The sequence below is a fragment of the Geobacillus sp. WSUCF1 genome (genome assembly GCF_000422025.1).
In the GTDB taxonomy this organism is placed as follows: Bacteria; Bacillota; Bacilli; order Bacillales; family Anoxybacillaceae; genus Geobacillus; species Geobacillus zalihae.
Genome location: NZ_ATCO01000213.1, coordinates 1 through 14,982 on the forward strand (window position 1 = coordinate 1; position 14,982 = coordinate 14,982).

18 protein-coding genes and 1 pseudogene are annotated in these 14,982 nt (G+C 53.9%); 5 read left to right on the plus strand and 14 right to left on the minus strand.

Translation table 11 applies throughout. The features are described from left to right. Nucleotides 1-308: 308 nt before the first annotated feature. Nucleotides 309-467, minus strand: coding sequence for a hypothetical protein (locus I656_RS18785; protein WP_164832351.1), 159 nt, complete (start codon nucleotides 465-467; stop codon nucleotides 309-311). A 174-nt stretch (nucleotides 468-641) separates the two neighbouring features. On the opposite strand from I656_RS18785, the gene I656_RS01045 reads away from it, so the two are divergent. After that, a complete protein-coding gene (locus tag I656_RS01045) occupies nucleotides 642-1,247 on the plus strand; it encodes a biotin transporter BioY (protein ID WP_020756736.1) in 606 nt (201 codons plus the stop codon). Between the two features lie 59 nt (nucleotides 1,248-1,306). Here I656_RS01045 and I656_RS01040 read toward each other — a convergent pair whose 3' ends face one another. The 3 genes from I656_RS01040 to I656_RS01030 form a co-directional block, all read right to left on the minus strand. After that, nucleotides 1,307-2,305, minus strand: a complete 999-nt coding sequence (locus tag I656_RS01040; protein WP_020756737.1) for an inorganic phosphate transporter — start codon at nucleotides 2,303-2,305, stop codon at nucleotides 1,307-1,309. 17 nt (nucleotides 2,306-2,322) lie between these two features. Then, the gene (locus I656_RS01035) at nucleotides 2,323-2,943 is read right to left on the minus strand and encodes a DUF47 domain-containing protein (RefSeq protein WP_033006732.1); all 621 of its coding nucleotides are present in this window, start codon (nucleotides 2,941-2,943) and stop codon (nucleotides 2,323-2,325) included. A gap of 270 nt (nucleotides 2,944-3,213) precedes the next feature. After that, the gene (locus I656_RS01030; protein ID WP_033006733.1) at nucleotides 3,214-4,707 is read right to left on the minus strand and encodes a leucyl aminopeptidase; all 1,494 of its coding nucleotides are present in this window, start codon (nucleotides 4,705-4,707) and stop codon (nucleotides 3,214-3,216) included. Nucleotides 4,708-4,884: 177 nt separating this feature from the next. Between I656_RS01030 and I656_RS01025 the strand changes: the two are divergent. Then, a pseudogene (locus tag I656_RS01025) lies at nucleotides 4,885-5,698 on the plus strand (cobalamin-binding protein). A 17-nt stretch (nucleotides 5,699-5,715) separates the two neighbouring features. On the opposite strand, the gene I656_RS01020 reads toward I656_RS01025, so the two are convergent. The 5 genes from I656_RS01020 to I656_RS01005 form a co-directional block, all read right to left on the minus strand. Then, entirely contained in the window at nucleotides 5,716-6,354 is a 639-nt protein-coding gene (locus tag I656_RS01020) for a 3D domain-containing protein (RefSeq protein WP_033006734.1), read from the minus strand. Nucleotides 6,355-6,712: 358 nt separating this feature from the next. Continuing rightward, nucleotides 6,713-7,036, minus strand: coding sequence for a YuiB family protein (locus tag I656_RS01015; protein WP_014196657.1), 324 nt, complete (start codon nucleotides 7,034-7,036; stop codon nucleotides 6,713-6,715). Between the two features lie 126 nt (nucleotides 7,037-7,162). After that, nucleotides 7,163-7,300 carry a YuiA family protein gene (locus I656_RS18790; protein ID WP_020756745.1) on the minus strand — a complete coding sequence of 46 codons (138 nt, stop codon included), beginning with the start codon at nucleotides 7,298-7,300 and terminating at the stop codon, nucleotides 7,163-7,165. Nucleotides 7,301-7,425: 125 nt separating this feature from the next. After that, nucleotides 7,426-7,929, minus strand: coding sequence for an NUDIX domain-containing protein (locus tag I656_RS01010; RefSeq protein ID WP_011232422.1), 504 nt, complete (start codon nucleotides 7,927-7,929; stop codon nucleotides 7,426-7,428). A gap of 119 nt (nucleotides 7,930-8,048) precedes the next feature. Then, nucleotides 8,049-9,272 (minus strand): NAD(P)/FAD-dependent oxidoreductase, encoded by a 1,224-nt coding sequence (locus I656_RS01005; RefSeq protein WP_033006735.1) that lies wholly within the window; start codon nucleotides 9,270-9,272, stop codon nucleotides 8,049-8,051. Nucleotides 9,273-9,553: 281 nt separating this feature from the next. Between I656_RS01005 and I656_RS01000 the strand changes: the two genes are divergently transcribed. Beyond that, the gene (locus I656_RS01000) at nucleotides 9,554-10,552 is read left to right on the plus strand and encodes an NAD(P)/FAD-dependent oxidoreductase (protein ID WP_190299993.1); all 999 of its coding nucleotides are present in this window, start codon (nucleotides 9,554-9,556) and stop codon (nucleotides 10,550-10,552) included. 161 nt (nucleotides 10,553-10,713) lie between these two features. Here I656_RS01000 and I656_RS0116880 read toward each other — a convergent pair whose 3' ends face one another. The 4 genes from I656_RS0116880 to I656_RS00985 all read right to left on the minus strand — a co-directional run bounded on the left by I656_RS0116880 (nucleotide 10,714) and on the right by I656_RS00985 (nucleotide 12,999). Next, nucleotides 10,714-11,016, minus strand: coding sequence for a lipopolysaccharide assembly LapA domain-containing protein (locus I656_RS0116880; protein ID WP_011232425.1), 303 nt, complete (start codon nucleotides 11,014-11,016; stop codon nucleotides 10,714-10,716). A gap of 220 nt (nucleotides 11,017-11,236) precedes the next feature. Continuing rightward, entirely contained in the window at nucleotides 11,237-11,602 is a 366-nt protein-coding gene (locus I656_RS00995) for an iron-sulfur cluster assembly accessory protein (RefSeq protein ID WP_020756751.1), read from the minus strand. Nucleotides 11,603-11,753: 151 nt separating this feature from the next. Next, the gene (dapF, locus tag I656_RS00990; protein ID WP_033006736.1) at nucleotides 11,754-12,626 is read right to left on the minus strand and encodes a diaminopimelate epimerase; all 873 of its coding nucleotides are present in this window, start codon (nucleotides 12,624-12,626) and stop codon (nucleotides 11,754-11,756) included. Nucleotides 12,627-12,759: 133 nt separating this feature from the next. Beyond that, on the minus strand, nucleotides 12,760-12,999 hold the full coding sequence (locus I656_RS00985) for a YuzB family protein (RefSeq protein WP_013144336.1): 240 nt from the start codon (nucleotides 12,997-12,999) through the stop codon (nucleotides 12,760-12,762). 169 nt (nucleotides 13,000-13,168) lie between these two features. On the opposite strand from I656_RS00985, the gene I656_RS00980 reads away from it, so the two are divergent. Next, on the plus strand, nucleotides 13,169-14,239 hold the full coding sequence (locus tag I656_RS00980) for an NAD(P)/FAD-dependent oxidoreductase (protein WP_011232429.1): 1,071 nt from the start codon (nucleotides 13,169-13,171) through the stop codon (nucleotides 14,237-14,239). A gap of 38 nt (nucleotides 14,240-14,277) precedes the next feature. On the opposite strand, the gene I656_RS00975 is transcribed toward I656_RS00980, so the two are convergent. Continuing rightward, on the minus strand, nucleotides 14,278-14,631 hold the full coding sequence (locus I656_RS00975) for a YuzD family protein (RefSeq protein WP_015375727.1): 354 nt from the start codon (nucleotides 14,629-14,631) through the stop codon (nucleotides 14,278-14,280). 84 nt (nucleotides 14,632-14,715) lie between these two features. Between I656_RS00975 and I656_RS00970 the strand changes: the two genes are divergently transcribed. Further along, a complete protein-coding gene (locus tag I656_RS00970) occupies nucleotides 14,716-14,958 on the plus strand; it encodes a NifU family protein (protein WP_011232431.1) in 243 nt (80 codons plus the stop codon). Nucleotides 14,959-14,982: the final 24 nt, after the last annotated feature.

Consider the following 14,982-nt stretch of genomic DNA (forward strand, 5'->3'; position numbering starts at 1 on the left):
AGTTGCAATAAAGATTTTCCGATTGTTCGATTCTGTTTTCCTTCATAACAAGTCATTTTGATAGAATGCAGCGGGCGCTCTACTGGATGTAAAACAAAGTTTCAACTTATATATATCCTTTCATGCGGAAAAATCCACCGAAAAACGAGCACAGCATTCGAGCCGGCAGCATTTTATCAGAACGACAAGACCACTCTAAGGGAACACGATTGGGAGGCGGCCATCTTTTTTCGCTCGATCCCCCGGCTTTTTCGAGGCGCGGAGCGGTCCAAGACGTTTTTCTTTCCCATCCATCCGCGCCCCTTCTTTCACGCATTGCCGTTTTCATCCGTCGGCTGCCGAGCCCCGATTTCCGCCGGGGTGCGCAAATCGTAGCCCTCGTCATTTTTGCTCGTATGAATGATGTCTTCGTTCGCTCCGATTTTGCTCGCCCGTTTCAGCTCCTCATCCGGCACGAACCAATCCATGGCCAAGACCTCCTTTCACGCTCCTCGCCGCGTTGTCCACATGAAGCGCTCGAGGAGTCGTTTTTTCTTTATCATCCCCCCAAGCCGTTTGATCATCCGCCAAAAAAAGAGAATTGACAGCCTAGCGATTGTTCGGTACGATTTTGTTAACGGACAAAAAAAGGGGGTTTACATATGGAACGACGGAGTTCCCTTCGACCGATTGACATGACGCTCGCCGCCATGTTCGTCGCCTTGATGGCGATCGGGGCGAACATTACGTCGTGGGCGCCGTTTCTTGTCGTCGGCGGTGTTCCCATTACGCTGCAGACGTTTTTCTGCGTCTTGGCCGGAGCGGTGCTCGGGCGGCGGCTCGGTGCGGTGGCGATGATTGTGTATATGCTCGTCGGCCTCGCCGGCGTGCCGGTGTTTGCTAAATTCAACGGCGGACTGTCGATGATTTTCCAACCGACATTTGGCTTCATTCTTTCCTTTATCGTTGCCGCTTATGCGACCGGATGGGTCATCAACCGCGGCCCGCAGCCGGCATCAAAAGCCCGTTTCGTCACCGCCGCCTTGGTCGGCATGGTCGTCAACTATGTCATCGGCACGAACTGGATGTACATGGCGTACAAACTATGGGCGGAAGCGCCGGAAGGGCTTTCGTACGGCATGGTGTGGGGCTGGATGCTCGCCCCGCTGCCGAAAGACATTTTGTTGTCGATCGTCGCCGGCTTGATCGCCCCGAGGATTTGCCGGGCGATCGGACGCTCGTCGGCCGCGGACCGTTCGGCGGCATAAACGAAGCGCGCCTGTTTGACAACAGGCGCGCTTTTTGTTTGGAAACCCTCGATCATGGATTAGAAGAATAAACGAAGGATCTGGTACACAAACCCCGCAATCAACGCTGACACCGGCAAGGTGATGATCCATGTCAGCACAATGCGGCGGGCGACGCCCCATTTGACGCCTTTCACCCGTTGGGCGGCGCCGACCCCCATGATGGCCGAGGAAATGACGTGCGTCGTACTGACTGGCAAATGCAACAACGTGGCGGAAAAAATGACGAGCGCCGAGGATAAGTCCGCTGCCGCCCCATTGACAGGGCGGATTTTCATAATTTTTCCACCGACCGTTTTGATGATCTTCCATCCGCCGACAGCCGTCCCCAATCCCATGGCTAAGGCGGCAGAAATGCGCACCCATTCCGGCACGACATCTGAGTGGTGCATTTCGGCAGCGATCAGCGCCATCGTAATGATGCCCATCGTTTTTTGGGCGTCATTCGTTCCATGCGTATACGCCTGCAATGCAGCCGTTACAACTTGAAATAGACGAAACCCTTTGGTTGTTCTTGTTAAATTGGCGTCTTTAAATAAGAAACGAAACAAACTCATAATGACAAACCCAACACCCATCGCCAAAAATGGAGAAATAATCAATGATTCCAAAATTTTAAGAAAACCTTGGTAGTGGATTACATCCCAGCCAGCGGCGGAAATGGCTGCCCCAGCGACCGAACCGATGAGTGCATGCGACGAGCTGCTCGGAATGCCATAATACCACGTAATTAAGTTCCAGGCAATGGCAGCAACCAGCGCTGCCAAAATGACGAGAGAACCGTTCTCAAGGGTGAATGGATCGACAATGTCTTTCGTAATCGTTTTTGCGACGCCGGTAAAGGTGAGCGCGCCGATAAAGTTCATCGTCGCAGCCAAAATAATGGCTTGACGCGGCGTGAGCGCCCTTGTCGACACCGATGTGGCAATGGCGTTGGCCGTATCGTGAAAGCCGTTGATAAAGTCAAACGCCAACGCGAAAACCACAATGAATATCGTCAAGACTAAAATCATATCCATAAAAACAACGTCCCCTTTTACGCGTTGCGCATAATGATCGTCTCGAGCGTATTCGCGACATCTTCACAGCTGTCAGCAATCTCTTCCAACATTTCGTAAAGCTCTTTGTATTGGATGAGCTTAATCGGGTCTTTTTGCGTCACAAACAAGTTTTTGATCGAAGCGCGCAAAATTTCGTCGCATTTCGTTTCGTAATCCTTGATTTTAATGGCGTGCTGGCGCATGTCAAGCAACTTTTTGTGCGACAGCAGTTCGAGCGCATGAACGATTTCGATCGTGCTTTGGTAAATATAGTCGAAGAACTTCACCATATGTTCGTCAATGTCCGTGAATGAGAACATTTCAAACCGGGCGGAGCATTGTTCAAACCCATCAAGCACATCATCCATTTTCATCGCCAGCTGATGGATGTCCTCCCGTTCAATCGGCGTAATGAACGTTTTGTTCAATTGGACGACAAGCTCATGGATGAACGAATCGCCTTTCCGTTCATACTCTTTCATGACGCGGGCGAATTCTTTCAAGTCGCTCACGCCTCGGATTTTATACTCAACAAAGTATTGGGCTGCTTCCTTGACATTTTCCGAAATCGTAAACAACATGTCGAAGAAAACGTCCTTTTTTGGGGAAAAGATCATTGAGGCCACCCTCCATCTCAGAAATCGAAAATCACCGCTACTTATTGTAGCAATTTACACAGCATTTACAATAAGACAATCAAAAATTTTACACGAAATTTACATTACCTTTACATTTTGTTCGCTTTTCCTGCCCATGTATTATGTAGCGTGCCAAACAAAAGCCGAAGCTATGCACATTTGCTTCGGCTTTCCCATTCGACATCGCGCGGCCGCCGGCTCAGCCCGTCCTGCTTGAATTAGGCGATCGCAGCGCCGCTTGCGTCTTGCTTATTCAAACCGTTCAACAAACGCGGTGAGCGTCCGCACCATGACACCCGTCGCCCCAGCCGGGCCGAGGTCGCCATCTTTCTTTGCAGTCGCCGTGCCGGCAATGTCCAAATGCACCCACGGGATGTCTTCGGCAAACTCGCCAATAAACGCCCCGCCCATAATGGCGTGCCCTTCGCGCCCCGGAGAGTTGTTCAAATCGGCGATTTTGCTGCTTCGCACCCGCTCGCGGTCGTGTTCGGTGATCGGCAGCCGCCAAATGAACTCCCCGGTTTCCATCGATGCTTCCAGCAGCTGCTCAAACAGCGCCTCGTTGTTCGTCATCGCCCCTGTTTTGTCCGTGCCAAGGGCGACGATCACTCCGCCTGTCAGCGTGGCGACATCGATGATATAGCTGGCGCCGTGCTGTTTCGCATAAGTCACCGCATCGGCCAAAATGAGCCGTCCTTCAGCGTCCGTGTTGCGGACTTCGATCGTTTTTCCGGACAGCGATGTGATGACATCATCCGGTTTGAACGCCTCGCCGCTGATCATATTGTCAGTCGCCGGGATGACGGCGAGCACGTTTTGTTCCGGCCGCAGTTCGCCGATCGCTTCCATCGCCCCGAGCACCGCCGCCGCGCCGGCCATATCCGTTTTCATATCAACCATGCTGTCGCGCGGCTTCAGGCAGTAGCCGCCTGTGTCGAACGTCACCCCTTTGCCGACGAGGGCGATCACGTCTTCCCATTTTTCTTTCCCTTGATATTTCAACACGATCAATTTCGGCGGCTGCTTCGACCCTTGGTTGACCGCGAGCAGCGCTCCCATGCCGAGCCGCTCCATGTCTTCTTTCTCCAAAATTTCATAGTCAAAATCGTATCGGTCAGCGAGCTTTACGGCATAATCCGCCAAATCGGACGCCGTCAGCAAATTCCCCGGCGTGTTGACGAGCGTGCGCGCCGAGTTCGTCGCCTTCCCGTATACCGAACCGACGAACAAGCTCGCCTCGATGTCCGCTGCGTCCGCCCCCGTATAAACGGTGAGCGATTTCATCTCATAGTCCCGCTCTCGCCTGTTTTGCTTGTATCCCGGGAACTCATACGTCGCCAAATAATACGCTTCGGCAAGCGCATGCGCGGCTTCGTTTTCGTCGACGTCCCCGGCCGTAAACGTGTCAAGCGCGACCGCCGCTTTCGTCCGCTTCGCCTGCTTCAACGCGCGAAACAGCTTGCCGAACACCTCGCGCAGCCGCGCAAACGTCAGCTCCTCTTTTTTGCCGAGACCGACGAAATACAACCGCTTCGCCCCCATCGGCAAAAATGGATGAACGGTGGCGATGCGCCCCCGTTTCGCGGAAATGTCGCCTTCCTTCCACAGTCCGGACAGCTGTCCGCCAAGGCGGGCGTCATACTCGCCGGCAAGGCCGGCAAACGGCTGCCCCCCTTCAAACAAGCCGATGACCAACGCTTCCTCGTTCGTTTCGACAGACGGCAATGGCTTTACCGTAAACATCGTCTCATCCTTTCTATGATTATGCCTTCCCGTCTTCATTATAGCGAAACAAGCCAATTATTTCGATCATCTAATGGATGAATTCGCCATATTTAAAAACAAGGGGGGCGAAAGAGGGAAAAAGGCGGGATGGGGCGAATGGATAACCATACTCCGATGCAGAAAGGACCGATGCCGTTGAAAATCGTTTCCTTATGTCCAAGCAACACCGAACTGATCGCCTATCTCGGCCGCCTTGACGATGTCGCCGCCGTCGACGATTCGTCCGACTGGCCGCCCGAGGTGAAGCAGCTGCCAAACGTCGGGCCGGATTTGCACATTGATATGGACCGCGTCGAGGCGCTCAAGCCTGACCTGGTCGTCGCCTCTTTAAGCGTGCCCGGCATGGAGCGCAACGTCGAGGAACTCAAACGGCGCGGGCTCCCGCATCTCGTGCTGGCGCCGAATTCGCTTGAGGACATCGCCAACGATCTCCTTCAGCTCGGCGAGGCGCTTGGCGAAACGAAAAAAGCGGCCGACCTCGTCCGCCGCTACCGCGCATTTCTCAGCGAATACCGCGAGCGGGCCGCAACGGTGGCGGAGCCGGCTCGCCTCTATTGGGAATGGTGGCCGCGGCCGATTTTCACGCCGGGCGGGGCAAACTGGCTGAGCGAACTAAGCGAACTCGCCGGCGGGCGCAACATTTTCTCCGACATCCCGCAAGCGAGCGTTCAAACGGAATGGGAAGACGTTCTCGCCCGCAACCCGTCGCACATCTTGCTCGTTTGGGTCGGCGTGCAGATAAAAAAAAATGAGCCCGAAAGCCGTCACGGCGCGCCCGAATGCCCAACAGGCCGAGGCGGTCCGCACCGGGAACATCCACATTTTAGAAGAATCGCTCTATTGCCGGCCGTCGCCGCGCCTTTTAGTCGGATTAAAAAAATTGGCGCCGCTTTTGCATCCGGCGCTGTTTCCTCCCGCTGACGACAGCGATCCGCTTCTTGGCCGCTGACGGGCGGGAGCCCTTTTTCAGCTTTTCGATTCCAAATATTGCTGCCGGAACACTTGCATCGTTTCATCCTCGTTCAACCGCGTCAATTCTTCCTCCGACAGCGTGCCGTCCCCTTTTTGGATAATGTAAACTTGCACTTTCCTTTTTCCCCAATATTTATAGACATCTTCCACGGTTTCGTAATATAAATCAAGACGATGGCCTTTGATCGCCCCGCCTTTGTCGGCGACGACGCCGAATCCGTATCCAGGGATGAACAAAATCGTGCCGATCGGAAAGATCGATAAATCGGCAGCAATCGTCGAATACAGGTCGCGCTTGACGCGGACGCCGGAGTAGGTGATGCCATACTCAGGGTGATCGGGCGTTTTCCCGGTCGATTCAATGCCGGCTGTATAGCCGGTGGCGATCACTTCAACAGATGGATATTTTGACCAGTCAAAATGATCCTCAAGCCGCAAAACGGAGCGGCCCCCGTTTTTCGCGAGCTCTTTCATTCCCCAAATGGGCTGATGATCCATCGATAAAGCGCTCGGAAAGGGATGGAGAACCGTCTTCGCGTCAACCCCGGAAACGGACTCGAATGTCGCCAAGAGCGCCGCCAAAAACAGCAGCGTCATCGCGGTTCGGCGCACGAACTGCCTAAATCCATTCAATGCTCTCAACTCCTCTCACACCTCTATTTATCTCCATCCAAAATCGAAATATTCATTGCGAAGACGGCAAAAAACGAACAAGCCGCCAGCTTCACCACGTCGATGAACGGCTTTGGCGCAAGCATCCTCGGCAACGGCTATTGCCCGACACATCCGCTCCGCACAAACGCCATCATCAGCCTGTCCGCCAAAAAGAGTCCTCACCGCAACATATACTGGACAAGCGATATCGTTTCCGGAGCAAGGATGCCGAAGTCATTGCTCAATTTTCCCTGCAAAAGGGCATGTTCTGAAAAAATCAAGCGCCGCTTCCGACGAAAAGCCAAAAAAAAAAACGCCTCTGCAGGGCAGAGACGCTTTAAAACATTTGATACCCTTTCGCCCGCAGCGTGCGGATCGCCCATCCGGCGCAAAGAGCGCCGGCAAATCCGCTTGACAAAATCAACAGATCCGCCGCCGCCAGCGAAGTGATTTTCCGGCCGAGCGCGGCGAACGCCTCGGACGGTGCGGTGAAATAGCGCGTCAACGGCACATCATCAATAATGAAAACCGCAATCAACGGAAAGCAGACCGCTGTAATCCATGTCATGCGCAGCAACATATTCACCAAAAACCCAATGCCAAAAAACAACACAAAAAATAAAACCATCGAAATCAAAACAACCGGCAAACTCATTTGCATCCGCCCTTCACCTCCCGTACACCCGTTTTCAGTGTACTGGATCGGGCGGATGACCGTCAATGTTCGTTCTCTTCTTTATGATCGCCTGATTGTTTCCAAACGATGTTTCATATCCTCAGACGAACGTCAATGGTCGTCATCCTCTTCGCCATCGCTTCCGGTTCCTTGGCAACTGTAGCACGTTTCCGATCCGCCCAAAAGCAGCTGAACGTATCCATGCCCCTCGCAGTACGGGCAGTCGTTCATTGTCAATGTTTTTGTCATCGATGTTCCCCTCCGTTTCTTTTCTTGTTAATATATCAAAATTTTCTGTAAAAACAAACAGCGATTCTCCCCCCATTTTCGTTCGTGTAAGCGGATACATCTTTCGATCGCTTTTATTTTCTTGACTATTCTTTCAATTTTGATGATTCAAAGTAAAGGCGGTATTTCGTGTAGCCGAACGGATCGCCGGGATTGAGTCCGTCATGCAGAGAAAGGGAATCAAGCGGCTCGAGCGCCAACAAATAGCGAAGCAAGCCTGATGTGTTCGGATCATTCTGAAGCGCCGTTTTGCTTAAAAACGCGGCGGCATACAGCTCATCCGTCTGCACGACGATGTCGCGCGAGAGCGGGCGCAACAGAAAAATCGCCATATTGTCGCTGATCTCCCCAGCGATGACGCCGGTGCGCAAGCCAAGAAGCGCGACCGGTTCGGCGTCGATCCCCGTTTCTTCCTTCACTTCCCGAACCGCCGCCTCATCGAGCATTTCCCCCGGCTGGACGAACCCGGCCGGCAGCGACCATTTGCCTTTTAGCCCGCTGTATTTTTTCTTGACAACGAGCCATTCCCCATTCTCGTTTATGACCAGTCCGGCCGCCGCAATCCAAACGTTTCCTCGTTTGTTGTCCATCGTCCTCATCCTTTTCTCCCGATCGTTATGCACCGTTTGTATTTCGACAATCGAGCGGCGGATCCCTGTTTCGTTGCCATACAAAAAGCTCCCGCCATCACGGGAGCTTTTTGGATCGATTAGAAAAATTTAAATTTGCCTTTTTTCATCACAAGCGACGAACCGCCGATCAAATACAAGGCGCGGTTGTCAATCACTTTTTTCATGAAGCTCGCTTTGGCGCCCCACAGCTTTTTGCCGAACACGACGCCGATGGCATCATCATGGCCGAGCGAGCAAACCGTCCCTTTAATATCCGGCTTAAACGGCTCCAGCTCCCCTTGTCCACGGATGAGCACCGCCAAGTTTTTCGCGCACAGCTGGCCTTCTTGCATGGCGATTTGCGCCGTCGGCGGATACGGGCGGTTCGTTTCTTCATCAATCACGAGTGAACAGTCGCCGACGACGAAAATGTCTTCATGCCCCGGGACACGCAAGTACGGGTCCACTTTAATGCGCGCCCGCGCCGCTTCAAATCCAGATTCCTCGATGACGCGGCTGCCGCGCACGCCGGCCGCCCAAATGACTGTGCCGGCTTTAATTTCCTCGACATCATCACCTTTGGCGACAATGATGCCATCCGGCGTGCATTCCTTAATCGCCGTGCCGATTCGAAACTCGACTCCTTTGCGCTCAAGCTGGCTGACCGCGTACTCGACGAGCTCCGGATCGAAGCCCGGCAGCGCCGTGGGCGCCGCCTCCACGCAAATAATGCGCACTTTGTGCGGGTCGATGTCATACTCGCGGCACAGCTCCGGCATCCGGTTGGCGAGCTCGCCTAAAAATTCAATGCCGGTAAATCCCGCCCCGCCGACGACGATCGTCAATCGCTCCTCTTTCTTTTCCTCTTCTGCGTTGTACGTCGCAAACTGGTACTCGATATGTTCGCGGATTTGCCGCGCGGCGTCGACATTGGCGATCGAAAATGCGTATTCCTTCAACCCTTTGATGCCGAACGTTTCTGATTCAAACCCAAGGGCAATGACGAGATAATCGTACGTCAGCTCGCCGTTTTCAAGCAGCACTTTCTTTTCATTTGGAATGATTTTCGTCACCGTATCTTGGATGAATTTCACTTTGTTCCGGTCGATGACATCGCGGATCGGATAGCGGACACGGTCATGATGCAGCGTCCCGGCCGACGCCTCATGAAGCCATGTCGTCTCATAATGGTAATCGTGCTTGTTGACGAGCGTAATGTTCGCTTCGTTCACGCCGATGAGCTTTTGCAGGCGAACGGTCGTCATCAACCCGCCATAGCCAGCGCCTAAAATGACAACGTTTGGCTTTCTCACCTGAATCACTTCCACCCTTTTTAATTTTTTTCCACACGTTTCTTATAGCTTTTGCTGCGGCCCCCGTTTTTATTGAGCAAAATTTGTGAAATACTTCACGTTCCTTGCCAAAAAAATGTCGGGAGACTGTCACAAAACGTTAACAATTTCTCCACTCATCATATTAGTCGTTTTTCTTTCCCATTTCAAGACTTTTTTCGCCGTTTTGTCCTAAAAAATTTCTTTCGTTTGGACAGCGTCGATTTATGGTAAGATAGAGTTGTGCAGCCATCCATTTCATGCAGGGAGGGATGTTGATGAAAGAAGATCGCACGATGTATGACGTCACGATCATCGGCGGCGGGCCGACTGGGATGTTTGCCGCGTTTTACGGCGGCTTGCGGCAAATGAAAGTCAAAATTATCGAAAGCCTTCCGCAGCTTGGAGGGCAGCTGGCCGCGTTATATCCGGAAAAATACATATATGATGTCGCCGGATTTCCGAAAGTGCGCGCCCAAGAGCTTGTCAACCAGCTGAAAGAGCAGATGAACCTATTTTCGCCGACCGTCTGCCTAAACGAGTCGGTCGACACGCTCGAAAAGCAGGAGGACGGAACGTTTAAACTCGTCACCAATCAACAAATCCATTATTCGAAAACGGTCATCATCACCGCCGGAAACGGCGCCTTTCAGCCGCGTCGGCTCGAAATCGAAAGCGCTTCCCGCTATGAAGGAAAAAACTTGCATTACTTCATCAACGACTTGGGGCAGTTTTCCGGAAAGCGCGTGCTCGTCTGCGGCGGCGGCGACTCGGCTGTTGACTGGTCGCTCATGCTCGAACCGATCGCCCAAAGTGTCACGATTGTGCACCGCCGCGACAAGTTCCGCGCCCATGAACATAGCGTCGAGCAGCTCAAGAAGTCCAGCGTGCAAGTGAAAACGCCGTTTGTGCCCGTTGAACTCGTCGGCGATGAACACGCCATCCGCCAAGTCATCCTCGAGCATGTGAAAGAAGGAACGAAAGAAACGATCGATGTCGACGCCGTCATTGTCAACTACGGCTTTATTTCTTCGCTTGGCCCCATCAAAAACTGGGGGCTTGACATCGAAAAAAATGCGATCAAAGTCAACTCGCGGATGGAAACGAACATCCCCGGCGTGTATGCGGCGGGCGACATTTGCACGTACGACGGGAAAATCAAGCTGATCGCCTGCGGCTTTGGCGAAGCGCCGATCGCCATCAGCAGCGCCAAAACGTACATCGACCCGACGGCGCGGATGCAGCCGGCGCACTCGACATCGCTGTTTTAATGGCGCTCCGTCGGGAAAACAAGCGGAAGCGAAGGGGCGCTCGGCATTTCGCCTTAACGCCGCATCCCGACTGATTGGAGCCATTCATATAGCCCGCCCCGTCCACACCCGTTTTTCAAGCAAAAGGCGCCCCTCTTTGTTGGGGGCGCCATGCTCATGCCTCATCCCTCTCGCTCCAGCGAAACCGACTCGCCATCAGTATTCCCAGCCTTGTTTTTCGTCCATTCCTCCCGCTCTCTCTCAAGCAGCTTCACCTGCCGGCGCAGGCTGAACAAACGCACCCATCCGAGCATGCCGACGACAAGGCCGCCAAGGACGGCCGAACCTAAAATGACGATAATGAGCGGCAAGCGGGTTTCGCCGACTAAATAATGGATCGTCACCTGCTCGACATTCGCCACCGCCAGCAGCGCCACAATGAGCGCCAAGACAAGCGCCAAGATGACATTGATTTGTCCTTTCATCGTTTCTCCTCCTTTGGCGCTCCCGAAAAGGCCGATGTTGGAGCGCGGCCGTTTTCCCCAATTTCGTGAGGGAAAGACCACCCTTCCAACATTTCGCCAGTCGGTACACGCCCGCGTTTTCAACCGGCCGTGCGGCGAAAACCGGCCTTCTCAAGAGCCCGACGTCACGGCAAGGCAGGCCGTTTTCCTCTGCCAGGCAGATGGACGTCATCCCGCCTGCTTAGCATTGCTCCGGCGTGCCGGCATTGGTCGCTGTGCGGAACGAGGAGCCGCAGCCGCATGTCGCAATGGCGTTCGGATTGTTGATCGTAAACCCGCCGCCAAGCAGCGACTGTTTATAGTCGATGACCGTTCCGCGCAAAATCGGCGCGCTGTCGCGGTCCACCAAAATTTTGATGCCGTGCTGCTCAAATTCGATGTCATCCTCACGCCGCTCATGGTCAAAGCCCATGCCGTACGACAACCCGCTGCAGCCGCCGCCATGGACGCCGACGCGCAAGTACGCGCCCTTTTCTTCCTGCTCTTTCATCATATCTTTGATTTGAAACGCTGCCGCTTCTGTCAGCGTAATAACTGCCTCTGCCATCCATGATCCCTCCTTTAACGGTTGACACTGGCCAAACAGCTTGGCCGTCTTTTGACAGGTTCGCCCGCTTTCACCCGACGGCTCAGATGGGGCGAATCCCTTGAATGATTCCGATCTTACTTCATAGTATACCGTCTTTGCCTTTCGATGCTCAACCGTTCCGCCCGCCTCGGTAGTAATAAACGCCGGTGCACACAGTCTCCGCCGGACCGGTCATGTGCACGCGCCCGTCGTGCCCCCATACGATCGTTAAATCGCCGCCGGCCAAATGGACGACCGTTTCCTCCCCGCGCGCCGTTTTGCCGTTTAACACGGAAGCGACGACCGCCGCGCACGCTCCGGTCCCGCACGCCTGCGTCACGCCGGAGCCGCGCTCCCAGACGCGGAAATGAAGCTCGCGCTCGTTCACCACTTCGACAAACTCGACGTTCACCCCTTCCGGAAAGCGCGGATCTTTTTCGACGAGCGGGCCAAGCGTCGTCACCGGCGCACGGCGGATGTCGTCGACATAAAAGATCACATGCGGGTTGCCCATGGACACCGCCGTCATTTCATATTCGCCCCCAGCGATGGCAAACGGCTCGGCGACGACTCGTTCCGCTTTTGGTCCAACCATCGGAATGGCGCTGCGCTCAAGGCGCGGCTCGCCCATATCGACCGTCACGCTTGTCACTTCGCCATCTGCTACTGCAACACGGGCTTCGACAAGCCCGGAGAGCGTTTCAATCAAAAAGGTGCGGTCGCGGACGATGCCGTGCTCGTACGCGTATTTCGCCACGCAGCGCAAGCCGTTGCCGCAGTTTTTCCCTTCCGAGCCGTCGCTGTTAAAAATGCGCATTTTGAGTGGCGCTTTCTCCGATGGACAAATGAGAATCAAGCCATCGGAGCCGATGCCTGTGTGGACATCGGCGACGCTGCGGGCGATCGCCGGCAGCTCCTCCTCGGGCAATGTTTCGCGGAACAAGTCGACGTATATGTAACTATTACCCAATCCGTGCATTTTCGTAAACGAAAAAGAACGCACATGACTCCCTCCTGAACATTTTTTGCGCTTCGCATGTATAATGGCGGCATCTCCTGGGCACAATGGGAATATCCCCCGTTTTTTCATTATACATTGAAGAGGATGCCGCATCGCGGACATCCTCCTTTTTTCGTTAAAACATTGGGTTTTCCTCGAGATGCCGATAAATATTTTCCACGAGCTGCTCGGGCGTTTCGCCGCTGACAAACTCGCCGTTGACGAGCGCAAACAGCGTTTCCGCGCAGCGTGTGCAATAGCTTAAGCAACTGTATTCCATGATGTCCAAGTTCGGATCCTTTTCCAACATTTCCATTGCTTTGTACGACCCGCTGGCTAAGTTGCTGATGCAAAATTCGATGATGGGCAACATCATATGCGGTTCACCTTCCTCTTCCCATCGTAGCGGTTTTCCGGCGCGGCGTCAATGGACATGCTCGTTCGATCAAGGAAGCGGAAAAATGATTGTTCTTTTGTCACAATTTCGTTATACTTTTCTATGGCATTGTCGGCTTTAGAAACTCGACAAAAGGGGATTTTTCACGATGAGACAACTTGTATTGCTTGGCGGAGGATACGGCAATATGCGCATTTTGCAGCGCCTCCTCCCGGACGAATTGCCAAACGACATTCATATTATCCTCATCGACCGCGTTCCGTACCATTGTTTAAAAACGGAATATTACGCCTTGGCCGCGGGAACGGTCAGCGACCATCACATCCGCGTCCCGTTTCCGGAACATCCGCAGCTTGTGTACCAATTCGGCGAAGTCGTCTCGATTGATCTCGACCAGCAGCTCGTCCATTTAAAGGATGGGAGCAGCGTCCGCTACGATGATGTCGTGATCGGATTGGGCTGCGAAGACAAATACCACGGGGTGCCGGGCGCCGAGGCGCATACGTACAGCATCCAGTCGATCGATAAGGCGCGCGCCGCCTATGAAGCGCTGAACAATTTGCCGCCGAAAGCGACGGTCGGCATCGTCGGCGCGGGATTGAGCGGCGTCGAACTGGCCAGCGAACTGGCGGAGAGCCGTCCGGACTTGCACATTAAGCTGTTTGACCGCGGTGAGCGCATTTTGCCGATGTTTCCGAAACGGTTGAGCGATTATGTGGAAGGATGGTTCGTTGAACACAAGGTGGAAATCGTCCGCAACTCCAACGTCACGAAAGTCGAACCTGGCGTCTTGTACAACCACGACGAGCCGGTCAAGTGCGACGTCATCGTCTGGACGGCCGGCATTCAGCCCAACCGCGTCGTCCGCGAACTGAATGTCGAAAAGGACAAGCAAGGCCGCGTGGTGCTGACGAAGCGCCATCACATCCCCGGCTATGAAAACGCCTACGTCGTCGGCGACTGTGCGAGCCTGCCGCATTCCCCGAGCGCCCAGCTCGCTGAAGCGCAAGCCGAGCAAATCGTCCAAGTGCTGCAAAAGCGGTGGAACGGAGAAGAACCACCGAGCGAATTCCCGCCGATCAAATTAAAAGGCATTCTCGGCTCGCTCGGCAAAAAGCACGGCTTCGGCTTGCTCGCCGACCGCCCGCTCACCGGCCGGGTGCCGCGTTTGTTGAAATCAGGCATTTTGTGGATGTACAAGCATCACCATGGGTATTGATAGCACAACTGACCCTTATTCGATGAAAAAGGCGGAGTTCATTCCGCCTTTTTCCCTTCCGGCGCCGACGGTTGATACCCAAATTTTTCCATTTCTGCACAAATCGCCTTGAGCCGCGGGTTGCCTTCGGCGACGACGTTTCCTTCGATCACCACGACCGGGTACACCCAATCTTCTTCGACGATCGTCTGCGCGAGCTCCCGCTTCTCCTCGTCATCGGCCGGCGGCGCAAAAATGTCGACGTACGTCATCACAAACGGCTGATCCGGATACTTGCGGCGCAGCGCGGCCTCGAGCCACTCGTACGTTTCTTTCGACGACGGCAGCTGCACGCATGCCGGGCAAATGACGTCAGCCCCGTACACACAAATTTCAACCGGCTTGAATGTCATCGTTGTCACCCTTTGCAAAAGCAAAATTTATCATTAGATTTTTTTTGTCACCATGATTATAATAAAAACTAAGGAAAGGAGTCGATGGAAATGACGGATCAAGAAATCAAAGAACAAGTGCAAGAAGTGTTGGATAAACTGCGTCCGTTCCTGCTTCGCGACGGCGGCGACTGCGAACTCGTCGATGTCGAAGACGGCGTCGTGAAACTTCGCCTCCTCGGCGCGTGCGGCAGCTGCCCGAGCTCGACGATTACGCTCAAAGCCGGAATTGAGCGCGCCTTGTTTGAAGAAGTGCCGGGCGTCGTCGAAGTGGAACAAGTGTTTTAATATGAAAAATCCGAACAGCGGCCG

Bases quoted from the DNA above. Each gene is read 5' to 3' on its own strand.
- I656_RS01030 (WP_033006733.1), bottom strand. From the start codon at position 4,707: ATGTTTACGGTAAAGCCATTGCCGTCTGTCGAAACGAACGAGGAAGCG.
- I656_RS00975 (WP_015375727.1), bottom strand. From the start codon at position 14,631: ATGACATTCAAGCCGGTTGAAATTTGTGTGTACGGGGCTGACGTCATT.
- I656_RS01010 (WP_011232422.1), bottom strand. From the start codon at position 7,929: ATGGACAACAAACGAGGAAACGTTTGGATTGCGGCGGCCGGACTGGTC.
- I656_RS01045 (WP_020756736.1), top strand. From the start codon at position 642: ATGGAACGACGGAGTTCCCTTCGACCGATTGACATGACGCTCGCCGCC.
- I656_RS01035 (WP_033006732.1), bottom strand. From the start codon at position 2,943: ATGATCTTTTCCCCAAAAAAGGACGTTTTCTTCGACATGTTGTTTACG.
- I656_RS00980 (WP_011232429.1), top strand. From the start codon at position 13,169: ATGAGACAACTTGTATTGCTTGGCGGAGGATACGGCAATATGCGCATT.
- I656_RS18790 (WP_020756745.1), bottom strand. From the start codon at position 7,300: ATGACAAAAACATTGACAATGAACGACTGCCCGTACTGCGAGGGGCAT.
- I656_RS01000 (WP_190299993.1), top strand. From the start codon at position 9,554: ATGTTGATGAAAGAAGATCGCACGATGTATGACGTCACGATCATCGGC.
- I656_RS01015 (WP_014196657.1), bottom strand. From the start codon at position 7,036: ATGCAAATGAGTTTGCCGGTTGTTTTGATTTCGATGGTTTTATTTTTT.
- I656_RS00985 (WP_013144336.1), bottom strand. From the start codon at position 12,999: ATGATGTTGCCCATCATCGAATTTTGCATCAGCAACTTAGCCAGCGGG.
- I656_RS01040 (WP_020756737.1), bottom strand. From the start codon at position 2,305: ATGGATATGATTTTAGTCTTGACGATATTCATTGTGGTTTTCGCGTTG.
- I656_RS18785 (WP_164832351.1), bottom strand. From the start codon at position 467: ATGGATTGGTTCGTGCCGGATGAGGAGCTGAAACGGGCGAGCAAAATC.
- I656_RS00970 (WP_011232431.1), top strand. From the start codon at position 14,716: ATGGAAATGACGGATCAAGAAATCAAAGAACAAGTGCAAGAAGTGTTG.
- I656_RS00995 (WP_020756751.1), bottom strand. From the start codon at position 11,602: ATGGCAGAGGCAGTTATTACGCTGACAGAAGCGGCAGCGTTTCAAATC.
- I656_RS0116880 (WP_011232425.1), bottom strand. From the start codon at position 11,016: ATGAAAGGACAAATCAATGTCATCTTGGCGCTTGTCTTGGCGCTCATT.